Annotated in this window: 14 protein-coding genes and 2 tRNA genes; 14 read left to right on the top strand and 2 right to left on the bottom strand. The window is 42.3% G+C overall.

Translation table 11 applies throughout. From position 1 onward, the window contains the following. Positions 1-63: 63 nt before the first annotated feature. The 13 genes from QZ076_RS04620 to QZ076_RS04680 all read left to right on the top strand — a co-directional run bounded on the left by QZ076_RS04620 (position 64) and on the right by QZ076_RS04680 (position 14,439). Positions 64-135, top strand: a tRNA-Thr gene (locus QZ076_RS04620). 52 nt (positions 136-187) lie between these two features. Continuing rightward, positions 188-1,372, top strand: a complete 1,185-nt coding sequence (gene tuf / locus QZ076_RS04625) for an elongation factor Tu (protein WP_293710738.1) — start codon at positions 188-190, stop codon at positions 1,370-1,372. A gap of 49 nt (positions 1,373-1,421) precedes the next feature. Beyond that, positions 1,422-1,494: transfer RNA gene (locus QZ076_RS04630), tRNA-Trp, on the top strand. A 19-nt stretch (positions 1,495-1,513) separates the two neighbouring features. Next, positions 1,514-1,708 (top strand): preprotein translocase subunit SecE, encoded by a 195-nt coding sequence (gene secE, locus QZ076_RS04635; RefSeq protein WP_007654183.1) that lies wholly within the window; start codon positions 1,514-1,516, stop codon positions 1,706-1,708. A 12-nt stretch (positions 1,709-1,720) separates the two neighbouring features. Beyond that, complete coding sequence (gene nusG, locus QZ076_RS04640) at positions 1,721-2,263, top strand: transcription termination/antitermination protein NusG (protein ID WP_075558757.1); 543 nt, start codon at positions 1,721-1,723, stop codon at positions 2,261-2,263. 63 nt (positions 2,264-2,326) lie between these two features. After that, positions 2,327-2,770 carry a 50S ribosomal protein L11 gene (gene rplK, locus QZ076_RS04645; RefSeq protein ID WP_293710740.1) on the top strand — a complete coding sequence of 148 codons (444 nt, stop codon included), beginning with the start codon at positions 2,327-2,329 and terminating at the stop codon, positions 2,768-2,770. A gap of 15 nt (positions 2,771-2,785) precedes the next feature. Next, positions 2,786-3,484: a 50S ribosomal protein L1 gene (rplA, locus tag QZ076_RS04650; protein WP_293710742.1), complete on the top strand. Its 699-nt coding sequence runs from the start codon at positions 2,786-2,788 to the stop codon at positions 3,482-3,484. A gap of 17 nt (positions 3,485-3,501) precedes the next feature. After that, positions 3,502-4,032 (top strand): 50S ribosomal protein L10, encoded by a 531-nt coding sequence (rplJ, locus tag QZ076_RS04655; RefSeq protein ID WP_293710744.1) that lies wholly within the window; start codon positions 3,502-3,504, stop codon positions 4,030-4,032. A gap of 43 nt (positions 4,033-4,075) precedes the next feature. Beyond that, positions 4,076-4,453: a 50S ribosomal protein L7/L12 gene (gene rplL / locus QZ076_RS04660; protein WP_293710746.1), complete on the top strand. Its 378-nt coding sequence runs from the start codon at positions 4,076-4,078 to the stop codon at positions 4,451-4,453. A 107-nt stretch (positions 4,454-4,560) separates the two neighbouring features. Next, positions 4,561-8,373, top strand: coding sequence for a DNA-directed RNA polymerase subunit beta (rpoB, locus tag QZ076_RS04665; RefSeq protein ID WP_293710748.1), 3,813 nt, complete (start codon positions 4,561-4,563; stop codon positions 8,371-8,373). Positions 8,374-8,447: 74 nt separating this feature from the next. Next, complete coding sequence (gene rpoC, locus QZ076_RS04670; protein ID WP_293710750.1) at positions 8,448-12,740, top strand: DNA-directed RNA polymerase subunit beta'; 4,293 nt, start codon at positions 8,448-8,450, stop codon at positions 12,738-12,740. A 132-nt stretch (positions 12,741-12,872) separates the two neighbouring features. Beyond that, positions 12,873-13,736 carry an endonuclease/exonuclease/phosphatase family protein gene (locus tag QZ076_RS04675; RefSeq protein WP_293710752.1) on the top strand — a complete coding sequence of 288 codons (864 nt, stop codon included), beginning with the start codon at positions 12,873-12,875 and terminating at the stop codon, positions 13,734-13,736. Positions 13,737-14,121: 385 nt separating this feature from the next. Then, positions 14,122-14,439, top strand: coding sequence for a DUF3467 domain-containing protein (locus tag QZ076_RS04680; protein ID WP_293710754.1), 318 nt, complete (start codon positions 14,122-14,124; stop codon positions 14,437-14,439). An 85-nt stretch (positions 14,440-14,524) separates the two neighbouring features. Here QZ076_RS04680 and QZ076_RS04685 read toward each other — a convergent pair whose 3' ends face one another. Further along, positions 14,525-14,695, bottom strand: a complete 171-nt coding sequence (locus QZ076_RS04685; protein ID WP_293710756.1) for a hypothetical protein — start codon at positions 14,693-14,695, stop codon at positions 14,525-14,527. 139 nt (positions 14,696-14,834) lie between these two features. Between QZ076_RS04685 and QZ076_RS04690 the strand changes: the two genes are divergently transcribed. Continuing rightward, positions 14,835-15,572 (top strand): lysophospholipid acyltransferase family protein, encoded by a 738-nt coding sequence (locus QZ076_RS04690; protein ID WP_129732184.1) that lies wholly within the window; start codon positions 14,835-14,837, stop codon positions 15,570-15,572. A gap of 6 nt (positions 15,573-15,578) precedes the next feature. Here the strand turns inward: QZ076_RS04690 and QZ076_RS04695 are convergent, their stop codons facing one another. Next, positions 15,579-17,063, bottom strand: a complete 1,485-nt coding sequence (locus tag QZ076_RS04695) for a capsule assembly Wzi family protein (protein ID WP_293710759.1) — start codon at positions 17,061-17,063, stop codon at positions 15,579-15,581. Positions 17,064-17,078 lie beyond the last annotated feature (15 nt).

Consider the following 17,078-nt stretch of genomic DNA (forward strand, 5'->3'; position numbering starts at 1 on the left):
GAGCATTAGCCTTCCAAGCTGAGGGTCGCGGGTTTGAGCCCCGTCTTCCGCTCTTTTTATTTCGCCTGTGTAGCTCAGCGGTAGAGCACTTCCTTGGTAAGGAAGAGGTCCCGAGTTCAAGTCTCGGCACCGGCTCATAAGATGAATTTAGAACATGATCATTAATCAAATAAAGAACAATTAAGTTATGGCAAAAGAGAAATTTGACAGATCGAAACCACATGTGAACATTGGTACGATTGGTCACGTTGACCACGGTAAAACAACTTTGACAGCTGCTATCACAACAGTATTGGCAAAGAGAGGTCTTTCAGAACTGCGTTCATTCGATTCTATCGACAACGCTCCTGAAGAAAAAGAAAGAGGTATTACTATTAACACTTCTCACGTAGAGTATCAGACTGCAAATCGTCACTATGCTCACGTAGACTGTCCGGGTCACGCCGACTACGTAAAGAACATGGTAACTGGTGCTGCTCAGATGGACGGTGCTATCATCGTAGTTGCTGCTACTGATGGTCCGATGCCTCAGACTCGTGAGCATATCTTGCTGGCTCGTCAGGTAAACGTACCGAGACTGGTTGTATTCATGAACAAGTGTGACATGGTAGACGACGCTGAAATGTTGGAACTCGTTGAAATGGAAATGCGTGAACTGCTTTCAGCCTACGAATTCGACGGCGACAACACTCCGTTCATCCAGGGTTCTGCTCTTGGTGCGTTGAATGGCGTTGAAAAGTGGGAAGAGAAGGTTATGGAGCTGATGGATGCTTGCGACACTTGGATTCCTCTGCCTCCGCGTGATATTGACAAACCGTTCTTGATGCCGGTTGAAGACGTATTCTCAATCACTGGTCGTGGTACTGTAGCTACTGGTCGTATCGAAGCTGGTGTTATCCATGTAGGTGACGAAGTTGAAATCCTCGGTTTGGGTGAAGACAAGAAGTCTGTTGTAACTGGTGTTGAAATGTTCCGCAAGTTGCTGGATCAAGGTGAAGCTGGTGACAACGTAGGTCTGTTGCTCCGTGGTATCGACAAGAACGAAATCAAACGTGGTATGGTTCTTTGTAAGCCCGGTCAGATTAAACCTCACTCTAAGTTCAAAGCTTCTATCTACGTTTTGAAGAAAGAAGAAGGTGGTCGTCACACTCCGTTCCACAACAAATACCGTCCTCAGTTCTACATCCGTACATTGGACGTAACAGGTGAAATTACTCTTCCGGAAGGAACTGAAATGGTTATGCCTGGTGATAACGTAACAATCGACGTTGAACTGATCTACCCGGTAGCTTGTAGCGTAGGTCTTCGTTTCGCTATCCGCGAAGGTGGACGTACAGTAGGTGCTGGTCAGATTACAGAATTGATCGACTAATAATTAAGACAATACTTATAGCCAGTCTTATGAAGAGACTGGCTATTTTACGGAAGTAGCTCAGTTGGTAGAGCACTGGTCTCCAAAACCAGGTGTCGGGAGTTCGAGCCTCTCCTTCCGTGCAAAAAATCTATAGATTCGATGAAAAAGATAATTACTTATATTAAGGAATCTTATAACGAACTTGTTTATAAAGTTTCTTGGCCTACTAGAACAGAGCTTTCCAATAGTGCTGTGGTTGTTATGTTTGCTTCCCTTATAATCGCAGCAGTAATCTTTGTTGTTGACTTAGGCTTTGAGAGCGTAATGCGTTTCTTCTACGAGAAAATCTTTTAATCAGTTTTAGATATGTCTGATATCCAGAAAAAATTTTATGTTCTGCGCGCCATTAGTGGTAAGGAGAATAAGGTAAGAGAATATCTAGAAGCTGAATTGAAGAATACAGACTTGGGTGAGTATGTCAACCAGGTTCTGATTCCTACGGAGAAAACTTTTACGGTGCGTAATGGTAAGAAAGTGATGAAAGAAAGAGCTTACTTGCCGGGTTATGTATTGGTAGAAGCTGCATTGGTTGGAGAAGTTGCACATCGATTAAGAAACATTCCCAATGTAATCGGATTTTTGGGCGGGTCTGATAACCCGGTCCCGTTGCGTCCTTCCGAAGTAAGCCGTATTTTAGGTACGGTAGACGAATTGCAGGATCAACAGGAAGAACTGGATATCCAATTCTATGTTGGCGAGAGTGTGAAAATCACCTTTGGACCGTTCAGCGGTTTTACGGGTGTGATCGAAGAGGTTAACGCCGAGAAAAAGAAACTTAAAGTGATGGTAAAAGTCTTCGGACGTAAAACACCGCTTGAGTTAGGCTATATGCAAGTTGAGAAGGAGTAACGCTTTTGTTACGAGAAGTGTTTTCTTTCTGTTATTGATGTTATATATCTAAATTTTAGAAAAATGGCTAAAGAAGTTGCTGGACAAATCAAATTGCAGATTAAAGGAGGAGCAGCAAACCCTTCTCCCCCAGTAGGACCTGCCTTAGGTTCTAAGGGTATTAATATTATGGAGTTTTGCAAGCAATTTAATGCCAGAACCCAAGACAAGGCTGGTAAAGTATTACCTGTGGTAATTACTTACTATGTCGATAAGTCTTTCGACTTTGTCGTTAAAACCCCTCCTGTTGCTATCCAATTGCTGGAAGCATCCAAACAGAAGAGTGGTTCTGCAGAGCCGAATCGTAAGAAGATTGCTGAAATCTCTTGGGATCAGGTAAAAACTATCGCAGAAGACAAAATTGTCGACTTGAACTGTTTTACTGTTGAAGCTGCCATGAGAATGGTTGCCGGAACAGCCAGAAGTATGGGTATCACTGTTAAAGGGACATTCCCGGGTAATAATTAATAAACTTCAATTGAAATGAGTAAACTGACAAAAAATCAAAAGTTGGCTTTAGGCAAAATTGAAGCTGGGAAAGCATATACATTAAAGGAAGCATCAGAATTAGTAAAAGAAATTACTACGTCTAAGTTCGATGCCTCTGTAGATGTGGATGTTCGTTTAGGTGTTGACCCCCGTAAAGCCAATCAAATGGTTAGAGGTGTTGTTTCATTACCTCACGGAACTGGTAAACAAGTTAGGGTTCTCGCATTATGTACACCAGACAAGGAAGCTGAAGCAACTGCTGCTGGAGCTGACTATGTTGGCTTGGATGAGTATATTGATAAAATTAAAGGTGGTTGGACTGATATTGACGTTATCATCACTATGCCTTCTATCATGGGTAAAATCGGTGCTCTGGGTAGAGTATTAGGCCCTCGTGGTTTGATGCCTAACCCTAAAAGCGGAACGGTTACCAATGAAATCGGCAATGCAGTGAAGGAAGTTAAGCAAGGTAAGATCGACTTTAAGGTAGACAAAACCGGTATCGTTCATACATCAATCGGAAAGGTATCTTTCAATGCCGATCAGATTCGTGATAACGCCAAGGAATTCATTTCAACTCTTTTGAAGTTGAAACCGTCTGCAGCTAAAGGTACATATATAAAGAGCATTTATCTTTCAAGTACAATGAGCGCGGGTATTAAGATTGACCCGAAATCAGTTGAAGAAAACTAATTTAAAATTATTGCACAATGAAAAAGGAAGATAAAGGCATAGTAATAAGCCAGCTTACAGAAACTGTAAAAGAATATCCTAATTTCTATTTGACTGATATCGAAGCATTGAATGCTGAGAAGACAAGCAAATTGAGAAGAGAATGTTTTAAACAGGATGTGAAGTTGGTTGTTGTTAAGAACAACTTGCTTAAAAAAGCACTGGAAAACGTAGAGGGTGATTTCTCTCAGTTGCAGATTGCTTTAAAGGGCAATACAGCTGTTATGTTTTCACAGACAGCTAATGCTCCTGCTCGTCTGATCAAAGAATTTACAAAAGGTGCAAAGAAGGGCGAAATCGCTAAACCGGAACTGAAGGCTGCCTATGTACAGGAAAGTTTCTACATCGGTGCTGAAAACCTGGAAGCCCTTGTAAATATCAAGAGCAAAAATGAACTTATCGGCGACGTTATTGCATTGCTGCAGTCTCCGGCGAAGAACGTTATCTCTGCTCTTCAGTCATCAGGACAAACTATCCATGGTCTGTTGAAGACTCTGGAAGAAAGATAATAATTTAATTTTTACAGTAAACAATCATTTAAATCATACAAAAATGGCAGATTTGAAAGCTTTTGCAGAACAATTAGTAAACCTGACCGTAAAAGAAGTTAGCGAACTGGCTACAATCCTTAAAGAAGAATATGGTATTGAACCTGCAGCTGCAGCTGTTGCTGTTGCTGGTCCTGCTGCTGGTGGCGCTGCTGCTGCAGAAGAAGAAAAGACTTCTTTCGATGTAGTTTTGAAAGCAGCTGGTGCTAATAAATTGGCTGTTGTTAAAGCAGTAAAAGAATTAACTGGTCTTGGCTTGAAAGAAGCTAAAGATTTAGTAGACGGTGCACCTAGCGCAATCAAAGAAGGAATCGCTAAAGCTGATGCTGAAGCATTAAAGAAGAGCTTGGAAGAAGCTGGAGCTGAAGTTGAGCTTAAATAGTATTTATAACCTGGTTTCCAGGTGATTTGGTTAAGAGTCTCCCTTAAAGGAGATTCTTAACCTTTTTGTGTCTATAATTTCAATAAGTTCAATAAATTCCTTACTAGATGTCTTCAACAGCTGAAAACCAAAGAGTTAATTTTGCTTCGATTAAGAATCAGTTTCCGTATCCGGACTTTCTCGAAGTTCAATTGAAGTCATTCCAAGACTTTCTTCAACTTGACACACCTCCTGAAAAGAGAAAGAAGGAGGGATTGTATAAGGTGTTTGCAGAGAATTTTCCGATTGCAGATACCAGAAACAATTTTGTGTTGGAGTTCTTAGATTACTATATAGATCCGCCCCGCTATACGATCGACGAATGTATTGCCCGCGGATTAACCTATAGTGTGCCTTTAAAAGCAAAGTTAAAACTATATTGTACGGATCCGGATCACGAAGATTTCGACACGGTTATCCAGGACGTATATTTAGGCCCGATCCCTTATATGACGGAACGTGGTACTTTTGTTATAAATGGTGCTGAGCGTGTTGTTGTTTCACAGTTACACCGTTCTCCGGGTGTGTTTTTCGGTCAGAGTACACATGCCAACGGAACAAAATTGTATTCAGCACGTATCATTCCGTTTAAAGGCTCATGGATCGAATTTGCAACAGACATCAATAATGTGATGTATGCTTATATCGACCGTAAAAAGAAATTACCTGTAACCACCCTTTTAAGAGCTATTGGTTTTGAAGGCGATAGAGACATTCTTGAAATCTTTAATCTGGCAGAAGAAGTAAAAGTTTCGAAGGCAAACCTGAAGAAACTGATCGGTCGTAAGCTGGCTGCCCGCGTGTTGAAAACATGGGTGGAAGATTTCGTGGATGAAGATACCGGCGAAGTTGTTTCTATTGAACGTAATGACGTTATCATCGACCGTGAATCGGTGTTGGATAGCGATAATATTGAAGCTATTCTGGAATCTGGAACGCAGAATGTATTATTACATCGTGAAGACCAGAATCTTTCGGATTATGCAATCATCTATAATACGCTTCAGAAAGACCCCAGTAACTCTGAAAAAGAGGCAGTTTTGTATATTTACCGTCAGTTGCGTAACGCAGAACCTGCAGACGAAGCAAGTGCCCGTGAAGTTATACAGAACCTTTTCTTCTCTGAAAAACGTTATGATTTAGGTGAAGTAGGCCGTTACAGAATTAATAAGAAGTTGAACCTTACTACCAGCGATGATGTAAAGGTTTTAACGAAAGAAGATATAATCGAGATCATCAAGTATCTGATCGAGTTGATCAACTCGAAAGCGATCGTGGATGATATCGACCACTTAAGTAACCGTCGTGTACGTACAGTAGGTGAGCAGTTATACAACCAGTTCGGTATCGGTCTGGCTCGTATGTCACGTACCGTTCGTGAACGTATGAACGTTCGCGACAACGAAGTGTTTACTCCGATCGACTTGATTAACGCGAAGACTATTTCTTCAGTGGTTAATTCATTCTTCGGAACAAATGCTTTGTCACAGTTTATGGACCAGACAAACCCGTTGGCAGAGATTACTCACAAACGTCGTCTGTCTGCCCTTGGACCGGGTGGTTTGTCAAGAGAACGTGCCGGATTCGAGGTTCGTGACGTTCACTATACTCACTATGGTCGTCTTTGTCCGATTGAAACACCTGAAGGACCGAACATCGGTTTGATTTCTTCTCTGTGTGTATATGCAAAGATCAATGACCTGGGATTCATTTCTACTCCGTATCGTAATGTTGTGGATGGTAAAGTGGACTTTTCAGAAGAGAGTCTGCAATATTACACAGCAGAGGAAGAAGAGGAAATGACAATCGCACAGGGTAATGCTCCATTGGACGATGAAGGTAAATTTATCCTCGACAGGGTTAAAGCTCGTTTTGAAGCAGACTTCCCTGTTGTTCCGCCTTCTGAAATCGACTTGATGGACGTGGCTCCGCAGCAGATTGCTTCAATTGCCGCATCTTTGATTCCGTTCCTGGAACATGACGATGCTAACCGTGCGTTGATGGGATCTAACATGATGCGCCAGGCAGTTCCTTTGTTGCGTACGGATGCTCCGATTGTCGGTACTGGTATCGAGGCACAGGTTGCCCGCGACTCACGTACTCAGATCATGGCTGAACGTGACGGTGAAATTGTTTTTGTTGATGCAACTTGTATCAAGATCAAATATGACCGTAGCGAAGACGAAGACTTTGTAAGCTTCGAAGATGCTATCAAGACATATGTAATTCCGAAATGGCGCAAAACGAACCAGAGTACGACTGTCGATCTTCGTCCGATCTGTCATCGTGGACAGCGTGTGAAGACGGGGGATATCCTGACTGAAGGTTATTCTACACAGAAGGGTGAACTTGCTTTGGGACGTAACGTGAAAGTGGCTTATATGCCTTGGAAGGGTTACAACTATGAGGATGCTATCGTATTGAACGAACGTATGGTTCGTGAAGACTTCTTTACTTCTGTTCACGTGGATGAATATATCCTTGAAGTACGTGAAACAAAGCGTGGTATGGAAGAGCTGACATCTGATATTCCTAACGTAAGTGAGGAAGCTACTAAGGATTTGGATGAAAGAGGTATCGTTCGTGTAGGTGCTCGCATCGAACCGGGTGATATTCTGATCGGTAAGATTACTCCGAAGGGTGAATCGGATCCTTCTCCTGAAGAAAAATTGCTGCGTGCCATCTTCGGTGATAAGGCAGGTGATGTGAAGGACGCTTCTTTGAAAGCTACTCCGTCTCTTCGTGGTGTTGTTATCGATACTGCTTTATTCTCTAAAGCTGTTAAGAAACGTAAGTCAAGATTGACAGACAAGGCTATTCTTCCGAAGTTGGATGAAGAATACGAAATGAAGATGGCCGACCTGAAAAATCTGTTGGTAGAGAAATTATTGACTCTTACTAACGGTAAGGTTTCTCAGGGTGTCAAAGACTATATGAATACAGAAGTGATTGCGAAGGGAGCCAAGTTCTCTCGTAAAGCACTGGAAGATCTGGATTATAATGCTGTTCAGGTAAGTAAATGGACTGCCGATGCAGATAAGAACGAACTTATCAAGCAGGTTATCCTGAACTATCTGAAGAAATACAAAGAGCTGGATGCCGAACTGAGACGTAAGAAATTCGATCTTACTATCGGTGATGAACTGCCTACAGGTATTGTTCAGATGGCAAAAGTTTATATTGCTAAGAAACGTAAGATTCAGGTGGGTGATAAGATGGCCGGTCGTCACGGTAACAAGGGTATTGTTTCCAAGATCGTTCGTCAGGAAGATATGCCGTTCCTGGAAGACGGAACTCCGGTCGATATCTGTTTGAACCCGCTGGGTGTGCCTTCTCGTATGAACCTGGGACAGATCTTTGAAGCTGTATTAGGTTGGGCAGGTAGAACAATGGATGTTAAGTTCGCGACTCCGATTTTCGATGGTGCATCTTTGGATGACCTGAATGAAATGACTGACAAAGCCGGTATTCCCCGGTATGGTAAGTCTTACCTGTATGATGGTGGAACCGGTGAGCGTTTCGACCAGCCGGCAACAGTAGGTGTAACTTACTTCCTGAAGCTGGGTCACATGGTTGACGATAAGATGCACGCCCGTTCGATCGGTCCGTACTCTCTGATTACTCAACAGCCTCTGGGTGGTAAAGCTCAGTTCGGTGGTCAGCGTTTCGGAGAGATGGAAGTTTGGGCACTGGAAGCTTTCGGTGCCGCACATGTTCTGCAGGAAATCCTTACAATTAAGTCTGACGACGTTGTAGGACGTTCTAAAGCTTACGAGGCTATTGTAAAAGGTGATCCGATGCCACAACCGGGTATTCCGGAATCTCTGAATGTATTGCTTCATGAGCTGCGAGGTTTAGGTTTAAGCTTTACTCTGGATTAATTCAACAACAATATAAGTAGGTGAGTTTCGGCTCATCTACTTTATCTATTGATAACTCTTTATAAATAAACAATATGGCTTTTAGAAAAGAAAACAAGATAAAGAGTAACTTTTCAAAAATAACCATCGGTCTGGCTTCTCCTGAAGAGATTCTTGAAAACTCTAGCGGCGAAGTTCTGAAACCGGAAACGATTAACTATCGTACGTACAAACCTGAGCGTGACGGTCTTTTCTGCGAACGTATCTTCGGTCCTATCAAGGACTATGAGTGCCATTGCGGAAAATACAAACGTATCCGTTATAAAGGTATTGTCTGCGATCGTTGCGGGGTAGAAGTTACAGAGAAGAAAGTGCGTCGCGAACGTATGGGACATATCCATTTGGTGGTTCCGGTCGCTCATATCTGGTATTTCCGTTCTCTACCTAATAAAATCGGTTATCTGTTAGGCTTGCCTACCAAGAAACTGGATTCTATCATTTACTATGAACGTTATGTGGTTATTCAGCCGGGTTGTGTAGACACTGTTGCTGAATTAGACTTGCTTTCGGAAGAAGAATACCTGCAGATCCTGGATAACCTGCCTAAGGAAAACCAGATGCTGGAAGATACAGATCCTAACAAGTTCATCGCAAAGATCGGTGCTGAAGCCGTTTATGATTTGTTGGCTCGTCTGGACCTGGATTCTCTATCTTACGAACTGCGTCACCGTGCAAGTACGGACGGTTCACAGCAACGTAAGAACGAAGCTTTGAAACGTTTGCAGGTAGTTGAATCTTTCCGTGCGTCCAGAGGTCGTAACAAACCGGAATGGATGATCGTGAAGGTTGTTCCTGTTATTCCTCCTGAACTGCGTCCGTTGGTTCCGCTGGACGGTGGACGTTTCGCAACCTCCGACTTGAATGATTTGTATCGTCGTGTTATTATCCGTAATAACCGTCTGAAACGATTAATTGATATTAAGGCTCCGGAAGTGATCTTACGTAATGAAAAACGTATGCTTCAGGAAGCTGTGGACTCTCTGTTCGACAACTCTCGTAAATCGAGTGCAGTTAAGACAGATGCTAACCGTCCGCTGAAGTCACTGTCCGACAGTTTGAAAGGTAAACAAGGTCGTTTCCGTCAGAACTTGTTGGGTAAACGTGTTGACTATTCTGCCCGTTCGGTTATCGTTGTAGGTCCTGAATTAAAGATGCACGAGTGCGGTCTGCCGAAGAATATGGCTGCCGAACTTTATAAACCTTTCGTTATCCGTAAATTGATCGAACGCGGTATCGTTAAAACGGTTAAGTCTGCTAAGAAGATCGTAGACCGTAAAGAACCGGTTGTTTGGGATATCCTGGAATATGTAATGAAAGGTCACCCTGTGTTGCTGAACCGTGCACCGACATTGCACCGTTTGGGTATCCAGGCATTCCAGCCGAAACTGATCGAAGGTAAGGCTATCCAGTTGCACCCGTTGGCTTGTACGGCATTCAACGCCGACTTCGACGGTGACCAGATGGCTGTTCACTTGCCTTTAGGTAATGAGGCTGTATTGGAAGCACAGATGCTGATGCTTGCATCTCATAACATTTTGAACCCGGCTAACGGTGCGCCTATTACCGTTCCTTCACAGGATATGGTGCTTGGTTTGTACTACATTACTAAAATGCGTCCCGGTACACTGGGAGAAGGTTTAGTATTCTACGGACCGGAAGAAGCAACTATCGCATACAATGAAAAGAAAGTGGATATCCATGCTCCGATCAAAGTGTATGTAGAAGATGTGAATGAAAATGGTGAGATTGTTAAGGTATTGACTGAAACATCGGTAGGTCGTTTGATGGTGAACGAATTCGTTCCTGCTGAAGTAGGTTATATCAACGAAGTGCTTGGTAAGAAATCTCTTCGTGATATCATTGGTAAGGTTATTAAGACTTGTGGTGTTGCCCGTACGGCTCAGTTCCTGGATGATATCAAGAACTTAGGATACTACATGGCATTTAAGGGAGGTCTGTCCTTCAACCTGGCCGACGTACTTATCCCACCCGAAAAAGACGAACTGGTTAAAGAAGGTTACGATGAAGTGGAACAGATCCTGGCTAACTATAGCATGGGTTTCATTACCTTCAACGAACGTTACAACCAGATTATCGATACCTGGACACATGTCAACAGTAAGTTGTCTAATATCCTGATGAAGCAGTTGACTGCGGATAACGACGGATTCAACTCTGTATACATGATGATGGATTCCGGAGCCCGTGGTTCTAAGGAACAGATTCGTCAGCTGTCTGGTATGCGTGGTTTGATGGCAAAACCGCAGAAGAGTGGTGCTGAAGGTGGTCAGATTATTGAAAACCCGATCCTTTCAAACTTTAAAGAAGGTTTGTCTGTGTTGGAGTACTTTATCTCTACCCACGGTGCTCGTAAAGGTTTGGCCGATACCGCTTTGAAGACTGCCGATGCTGGTTACCTGACTCGTCGTCTGGTAGACGTATCGCATGATGTGATTATTAATGAAGAAGACTGTGGTACATTGCGTGGTCTGATTTGTACAGAACTGAAGAATAACGAAGAAGTGATTGCTTCTCTGTACGAACGTATCCTCGGCCGTGTATCCGTACATGATATCCAGCATCCGCTTACCGGTGAACTGATTGTTTCTGCCGGTGAAGAGATCCGTGAAGATGCAGCTAAGATGATCCAGGATTCTCCGATCGAAAGTGTGGAGATTCGTTCAGTACTTACCTGTGAATCGAAGAAAGGTGTTTGTGCTAAGTGTTACGGACGTAACCTGGCAACCGGACGTATGGTTCAGAAAGGTGAAGTCGTTGGGGTTATCGCTGCCCAGTCTATCGGTGAACCGGGTACACAGTTGACACTGCGTACATTCCACGTCGGTGGTATCGCATCTAACATTGCAACAGAAAACAGTATTACATCTAAATATGACGGTATTCTGGAAATTGATGAACTTCGCGCAGTAGAAGCTACTGATGCAACAACCGGAAAGAAATATCAGGTTGTTGTAAGCCGTCTGGCTGAAATGCGTATCGTTGATCCGAATACGAAGATTGTATTGCTGACTCATAATATCCCTTACGGTTCTAAGTTGTTCTTCAATAACGGAGATAAAATTACTAAAGGGGACGTAATCATCGAATGGGACCCGTTCAATGCGGTTATCGTATCGGAAGTTTCCGGTAAGATCGAATTCGAAAGCGTTGTAGAAGGTGTTACTTACAAAGTTGAAAGTGACGAAACTACAGGTTTGAAAGAAAAGATCATTATCGAATCTAAGGATAAGACAAAAGCTCCGGCTGCCCACATCGTAGATGAAAACGGAAATTATCTGAAGAACTATTCATTGCCACTGGGCGCTCACGTTGTCAAAGAGAACGGCGATCCGGTTAAGGCTGGTGAGGTTTTGGTTAAGATTCCGCGTGCAGTTGGTAAGGCTGGTGATATCACCGGAGGTCTTCCCCGTGTTACCGAGTTGTTTGAAGCTCGTAACCCGTCTAACCCGGCTGTCGTTTCTGAAATCGACGGTGAAGTTGGCTTCGGTAAGATCAAACGTGGTAACCGTGAGATCACTGTAACTTCTAAGCTGGGTGAAGTGAAGAAGTACATGGTACCTCTGTCAAAACAGCTTTTGGTTCAGGAAAACGACTATATCCGTGCAGGTATGCCGTTGTCTGACGGAGCAACTACTCCTTCGGATATCCTTGCTATCAAGGGTCCGACTGCCGTTCAGGAATATATCGTGAATGAAGTACAGGATGTTTACCGTCTGCAGGGTGTGAAGATCAATGACAAACACTTCGAAGTTATCGTTCGTCAGATGATGCGTAAGGTAGAAGTGGTTGATCCGGGAGATACTCGCTTCCTGGAACAGCAGATTGTTGATAAGTTGGAAGTAATGGATGAAAACGATCGTATCTGGGGCAAGAAGGTTGTTTTGGAACCGGGAGACTCTCAGACATTACAAGCTGGTCAGATTGTAACCGCCCGTAAGTTGAGAGATGAAAACAGTATGTTGAAACGTCGTGACATGAAACTTGTAGAAGTTCGTGATGCCGTTCCTGCTACTGCCAATCAGATTCTTCAGGGTATTACACGTGCTGCACTGCAAACAACTAGCTTTATGTCGGCTGCATCATTCCAGGAAACAACGAAAGTGTTGAACGAAGCTGCTATCAATGGAAAGGTAGACCGTCTGGAAGGCTTGAAAGAAAATGTTATCTGCGGTCACTTGATACCGGCAGGTACAGGTCAGAGAGATTTCGACAAACTGGTTGTTGGTGCTAAAGATGAATTCGAACGTATTTTTGCTAATCGTAAGAACGTAGTCGATTTTAACGCTATGGATAAAGACGACGAGTAATAATACTTATCACACAATAGAAAAGGCTTCCGGATTGATTTCCGGAAGCCTTTTTGTTTTTACTAATTTGGTTAATCAAAGCATAACCTTTACTTTTGTAGGTAGACTTTAATAATAAACATATCAAATATCATGAAAAAAATTCTGTTAAGCTTCTTGTCACTCTTCTTGTCAGTGAGTTTTTTATCTGCCAAGCAACCGGATGTCCCATTAAATGTAATGACTTTTAATATACGAATGGATACAAAAGACGACGGGGCTAACCAATGGAGTAACCGTAAGGATCTGGCTGCCGGTCTGGTTAAATTCCATAATGTAGATATTTTTGGTGCCCAGGAGGTGTTGAATCATCAGTTGAATGACCTTTTGACGTGTTTGCCGGAATATGCTTATGTTGGTGTCGGACGTGAAGACGGTAAGACAAAAGGAGAATATGCCGCGATATTTTACAAGAAGGATCGTTTTGTCCTGGAAGACAGTGGTAACTTCTGGTTGGCGGAAGACATAAACGCTGTGGGTAAGAAAGGCTGGGATGCAGCCTGTGAGCGTGTTGCTACCTGGGGAATTTTTAAGGATAAGGAATCCGGAAAGAAATTCTTTTTCCTGAATACTCATTTGGACCATATGGGGAAAGTGGCACGCCACGAGGGTGCCTCCCTGGTGTTAGAAGAAGCACATAAATTAGCTAAAGGGCTTCCGGTTATCGTTACAGGCGACTTCAATGCAACACCGGATGATGATCCGATCAAGGTATTGACAGATAAAAATGATCCTCGCCATATCATACATTCACGTGAAATCGCTTCTTTAAAATATGGTCCGGAGTGGACATTCCACGATTATGGACGTATACCGAACGAAAAAAGAGAATGGATCGATTATATTTTTGTAAAAGGAGACATTAAGGTGTTGCGTAACGGTGTTCTTACTGATACATTAAATAGTCTTTATCCTTCGGATCACTGTCCGGTTATGGCTACTTTAATCATTCAATAGAAAATACGGACTGTTGTAAATACATATCTTTCTAATAATCACATTTACACCAGTTTTATATATGTTTTATTTTGTTAATTATTGGAGTAATATTAGTTAATGAGTTATTTGCGTTTGGAGGTTTTTTGTACAGTTTGTATCTTTGCATTGTTCAAAATGTATAAATATGCATCTGGACGTAAAACCTTAGCCTAAAAGTCAGGATAATAAATATTAAACACAATAAGGTATTTTTTTTACATTGGTCTAAAGAATTGAGAATTAAAAACACAACTGGAAAAGGGCTGCCTGTGAAGGTGGCCCTTTTTATTTGCAATATATTTCATGAAACCCTCTTATATCTGTATATTTGTGCCCGATTTGTTAAATATAAAACATAAAAGAAATGGAAAACGATAACAAGCAATCTAATGAGATACAGGTAGAGCTGTCTGAAGAAATGGCACAAGGTACTTATGCTAATCTAGCTATTATTTCACATTCAACATCCGAGTTTATACTGGACTTTATCCGTGTGGTTCCCGGTGTACCTAAGGCACAGGTAAAGAGCCGCGTGATTCTGACACCGGATAATGCAAAACGTTTACTTTTTGCTTTGCAGGATAATCTGGTAAAATATGAAGAACAGTTGAAGGGTGGAAACAAGACAGCTAATTTTGAAGACTTTATTCCTCCTATGGGTGGGGTTCAGGGAGAAGCTTAAAATATTTCAACCTTTTATCGATAGCAAAAAAGGATTGTTTCCAATCAGGGAACAATCCTTTTTAATTTTTTAAACTTGCGTTGTCTTACTCCATCTTCTTGTTGATAACAATATGGCCGATGTAACCTAAAATAATAACTCCTAAACCTGCCAGAAGGATAGTATTTGTCATACCTCCGCTAATAGCCGGTACTGCAAGAATAATTACACCGATCAGGAGTACGATTACCCCAAGATATTTGATTAATTCGTTCATGGTTATAGATGTTTTTATAATTATTTTCTTTTCTACCGCAAATAAAGTAATAATAACCCGATTGCAAAAATATTTTAGAATAAAAATAATGAATCCTACAAATTTAGCTTCTATATTTGTAGTATCAACACAGTTATATATGATACGAATACTTTACTTGGTTTATTTATGGCTGTTTTTTGTACCTGTATTTGTGGTACTGACTATACTTACGGCCTTGACTGTTATTATCGGTTGCCTTTTGGGGGGGGAGAAGATATTTGCCTATTATCCGGGTATGATTTGGTCGAGATTAACCTGTTATCTGGCCCTTTGTCCGGTAAAAGTAAAAGGGCGGGAGAATATTGACCGTAACCAATCTTATGTATTCGTTTCAAATCATCAGGGTGCGTTCGATATCTTTTTGATATATGGTTTTCTCGGTGTCCCTATCAAGTGGGTTATGAAGGCAGGGATAGGAAAGATACCTTTTGTCGGAGCTGCCTGTCGGGCTGCCGGTTTCATCTTTGTTGATAATTCGACTTCCAAGGCGGCGGCTCGTAGTGTGAGGGAAGCTGAACGTTGTCTCAGGAACGGTGCTTCTGTGGTTGTCTTTCCCGAAGGTTCCCGTACATATACCGGAAAGATGATCCGTTTCAAAAAGGGAGCTTACCAGATGGCTCTCGATCAGCATTTGTCGGTTATTCCAATTACGTTGAACGGACCTTTTGATGTATTGCCCATCGGGTCATTGAATGTGCATAGGCATAAGATGGAAATGATTATTCACCCCGCTATATCGACGAGTGATATGGATACATCCCATAAAGGGATGCAACAATTTGCCGATCATACGCAAGAGATAATCGCTTCTGCTTTATGGGATAAATATAAATAGTGTTTGTTACCAGGCTTTCAGAATTCCTGTTTTTGTTACACCTAAGCTAAAGCCTACACTTTTCCCTAACATGGTTCCCGTGTCTGCTGCTACTGATCCGGAAAACTTCCATCCTTGCAGTTTAGGGTGGGTATAATTTATATCGACCAGGCTGGATGTTCCGAACTTTTTATTCAGGAACGGAAAATATGAAGTTCCCCAGCCATTCATCGCCGTGAACAGGATACGGTAGGAGAGTTGTGTATTAATATCCCCTTCAGCAGCAAAATGCCAGCTTTTAACACGGTTGTTTTTGAAACCCAGGGAACCGTTTGAATTATATTCGGGAGCCGGAATTAGCGGAGAACCTATTCCCCGGTTGAAGTAAGAGAATCCGGTTGTGTATTCCCCGTTGTTGTAATAATCGTCGTTTCCTCCTCCACGTCCGCCTTGCCATTTGTCCCGGTCGAATATGATAAAGTGCATGGGACCGCTTTGATTCATTGTTACAAGATATTCGGCAACCACTTTGTTCAGCCAGGGAAGGAAAGGCAAATCAAATTGTACTCCCCACAAACCGTCTGTTTTATTGGCAAACTCCATGCCGGACTTATCATTAAAATAATGTTGATAGTAGACGTGAGCCGCCCAGTCTTTCTCTGTATAACTCAATTTGAAATCGTAAGAACCGTAATGACTTCCTAATACATTGATCTGGTCGGATTCCGTAGCATCGCTACCTCCTTTTTGTCCACAGATCACCCGGATCAGGTCTTTGAAGGATTGAGGCTGTTTACCGATCTTCGGATTAGTGGAAGTCCCTCCCCATTGAGCAAAATGCTGGGCACCTAGAGTAAGTGATAAGGGAAAATCATTTTCTGTATCCTTGATACGGAGGAATAACGATTTATGATGCCATAAGACATTCTTTATATAGACTTGCTTGGTGTTAACGAAATCTTCCAGGTAATCGGTATCGAATGATCTGCCGACTGCAAAATCTCCTTTTATCTGTAACCAACCTTTAGTTAAAGGCACTAACGTAAATTCCGGCATACTTAAGTTAACTTCCGGGATAGGTCGTGCATTTGCCGAATGGACCATATCACCGGAACTCAGATTCCGGTCCCACAGAGAGTTATATCTTTCTTTACTACCAAAGCTAAGTAATAGACTTTTGTATCCTATCTCCGCATAAGCCTGCTGGATGAATACATTACGATGGCGGGGTACGGCAGCAACAATATCGAGTCCGGCTCCCCAGCGAAAGCCTTTGCCGAAATGTTGGTTGTGGAATACTCCCGCATTCAATAAACCGTTACCTGCATCCAGGGGAACGATCCCATAACGGTTGCTTACCATCCAGAAGGGGGTGTTGGAGCCAGTTGCCGCCGAACCGAACAATTCTGTTTTGTAGATTGTCGCTTCTGGGATATCGGTTGTCTGGGAATAACTATAATTGGATATACCTAGTAAAATAGTTCCTGCTATTATAATATGTAAGGCTTTCATTCAATATACTTTTTG

The organism is uncultured Parabacteroides sp. (assembly GCF_905196875.1).
GTDB lineage: Bacteria > Bacteroidota > Bacteroidia > Bacteroidales > Tannerellaceae > Parabacteroides.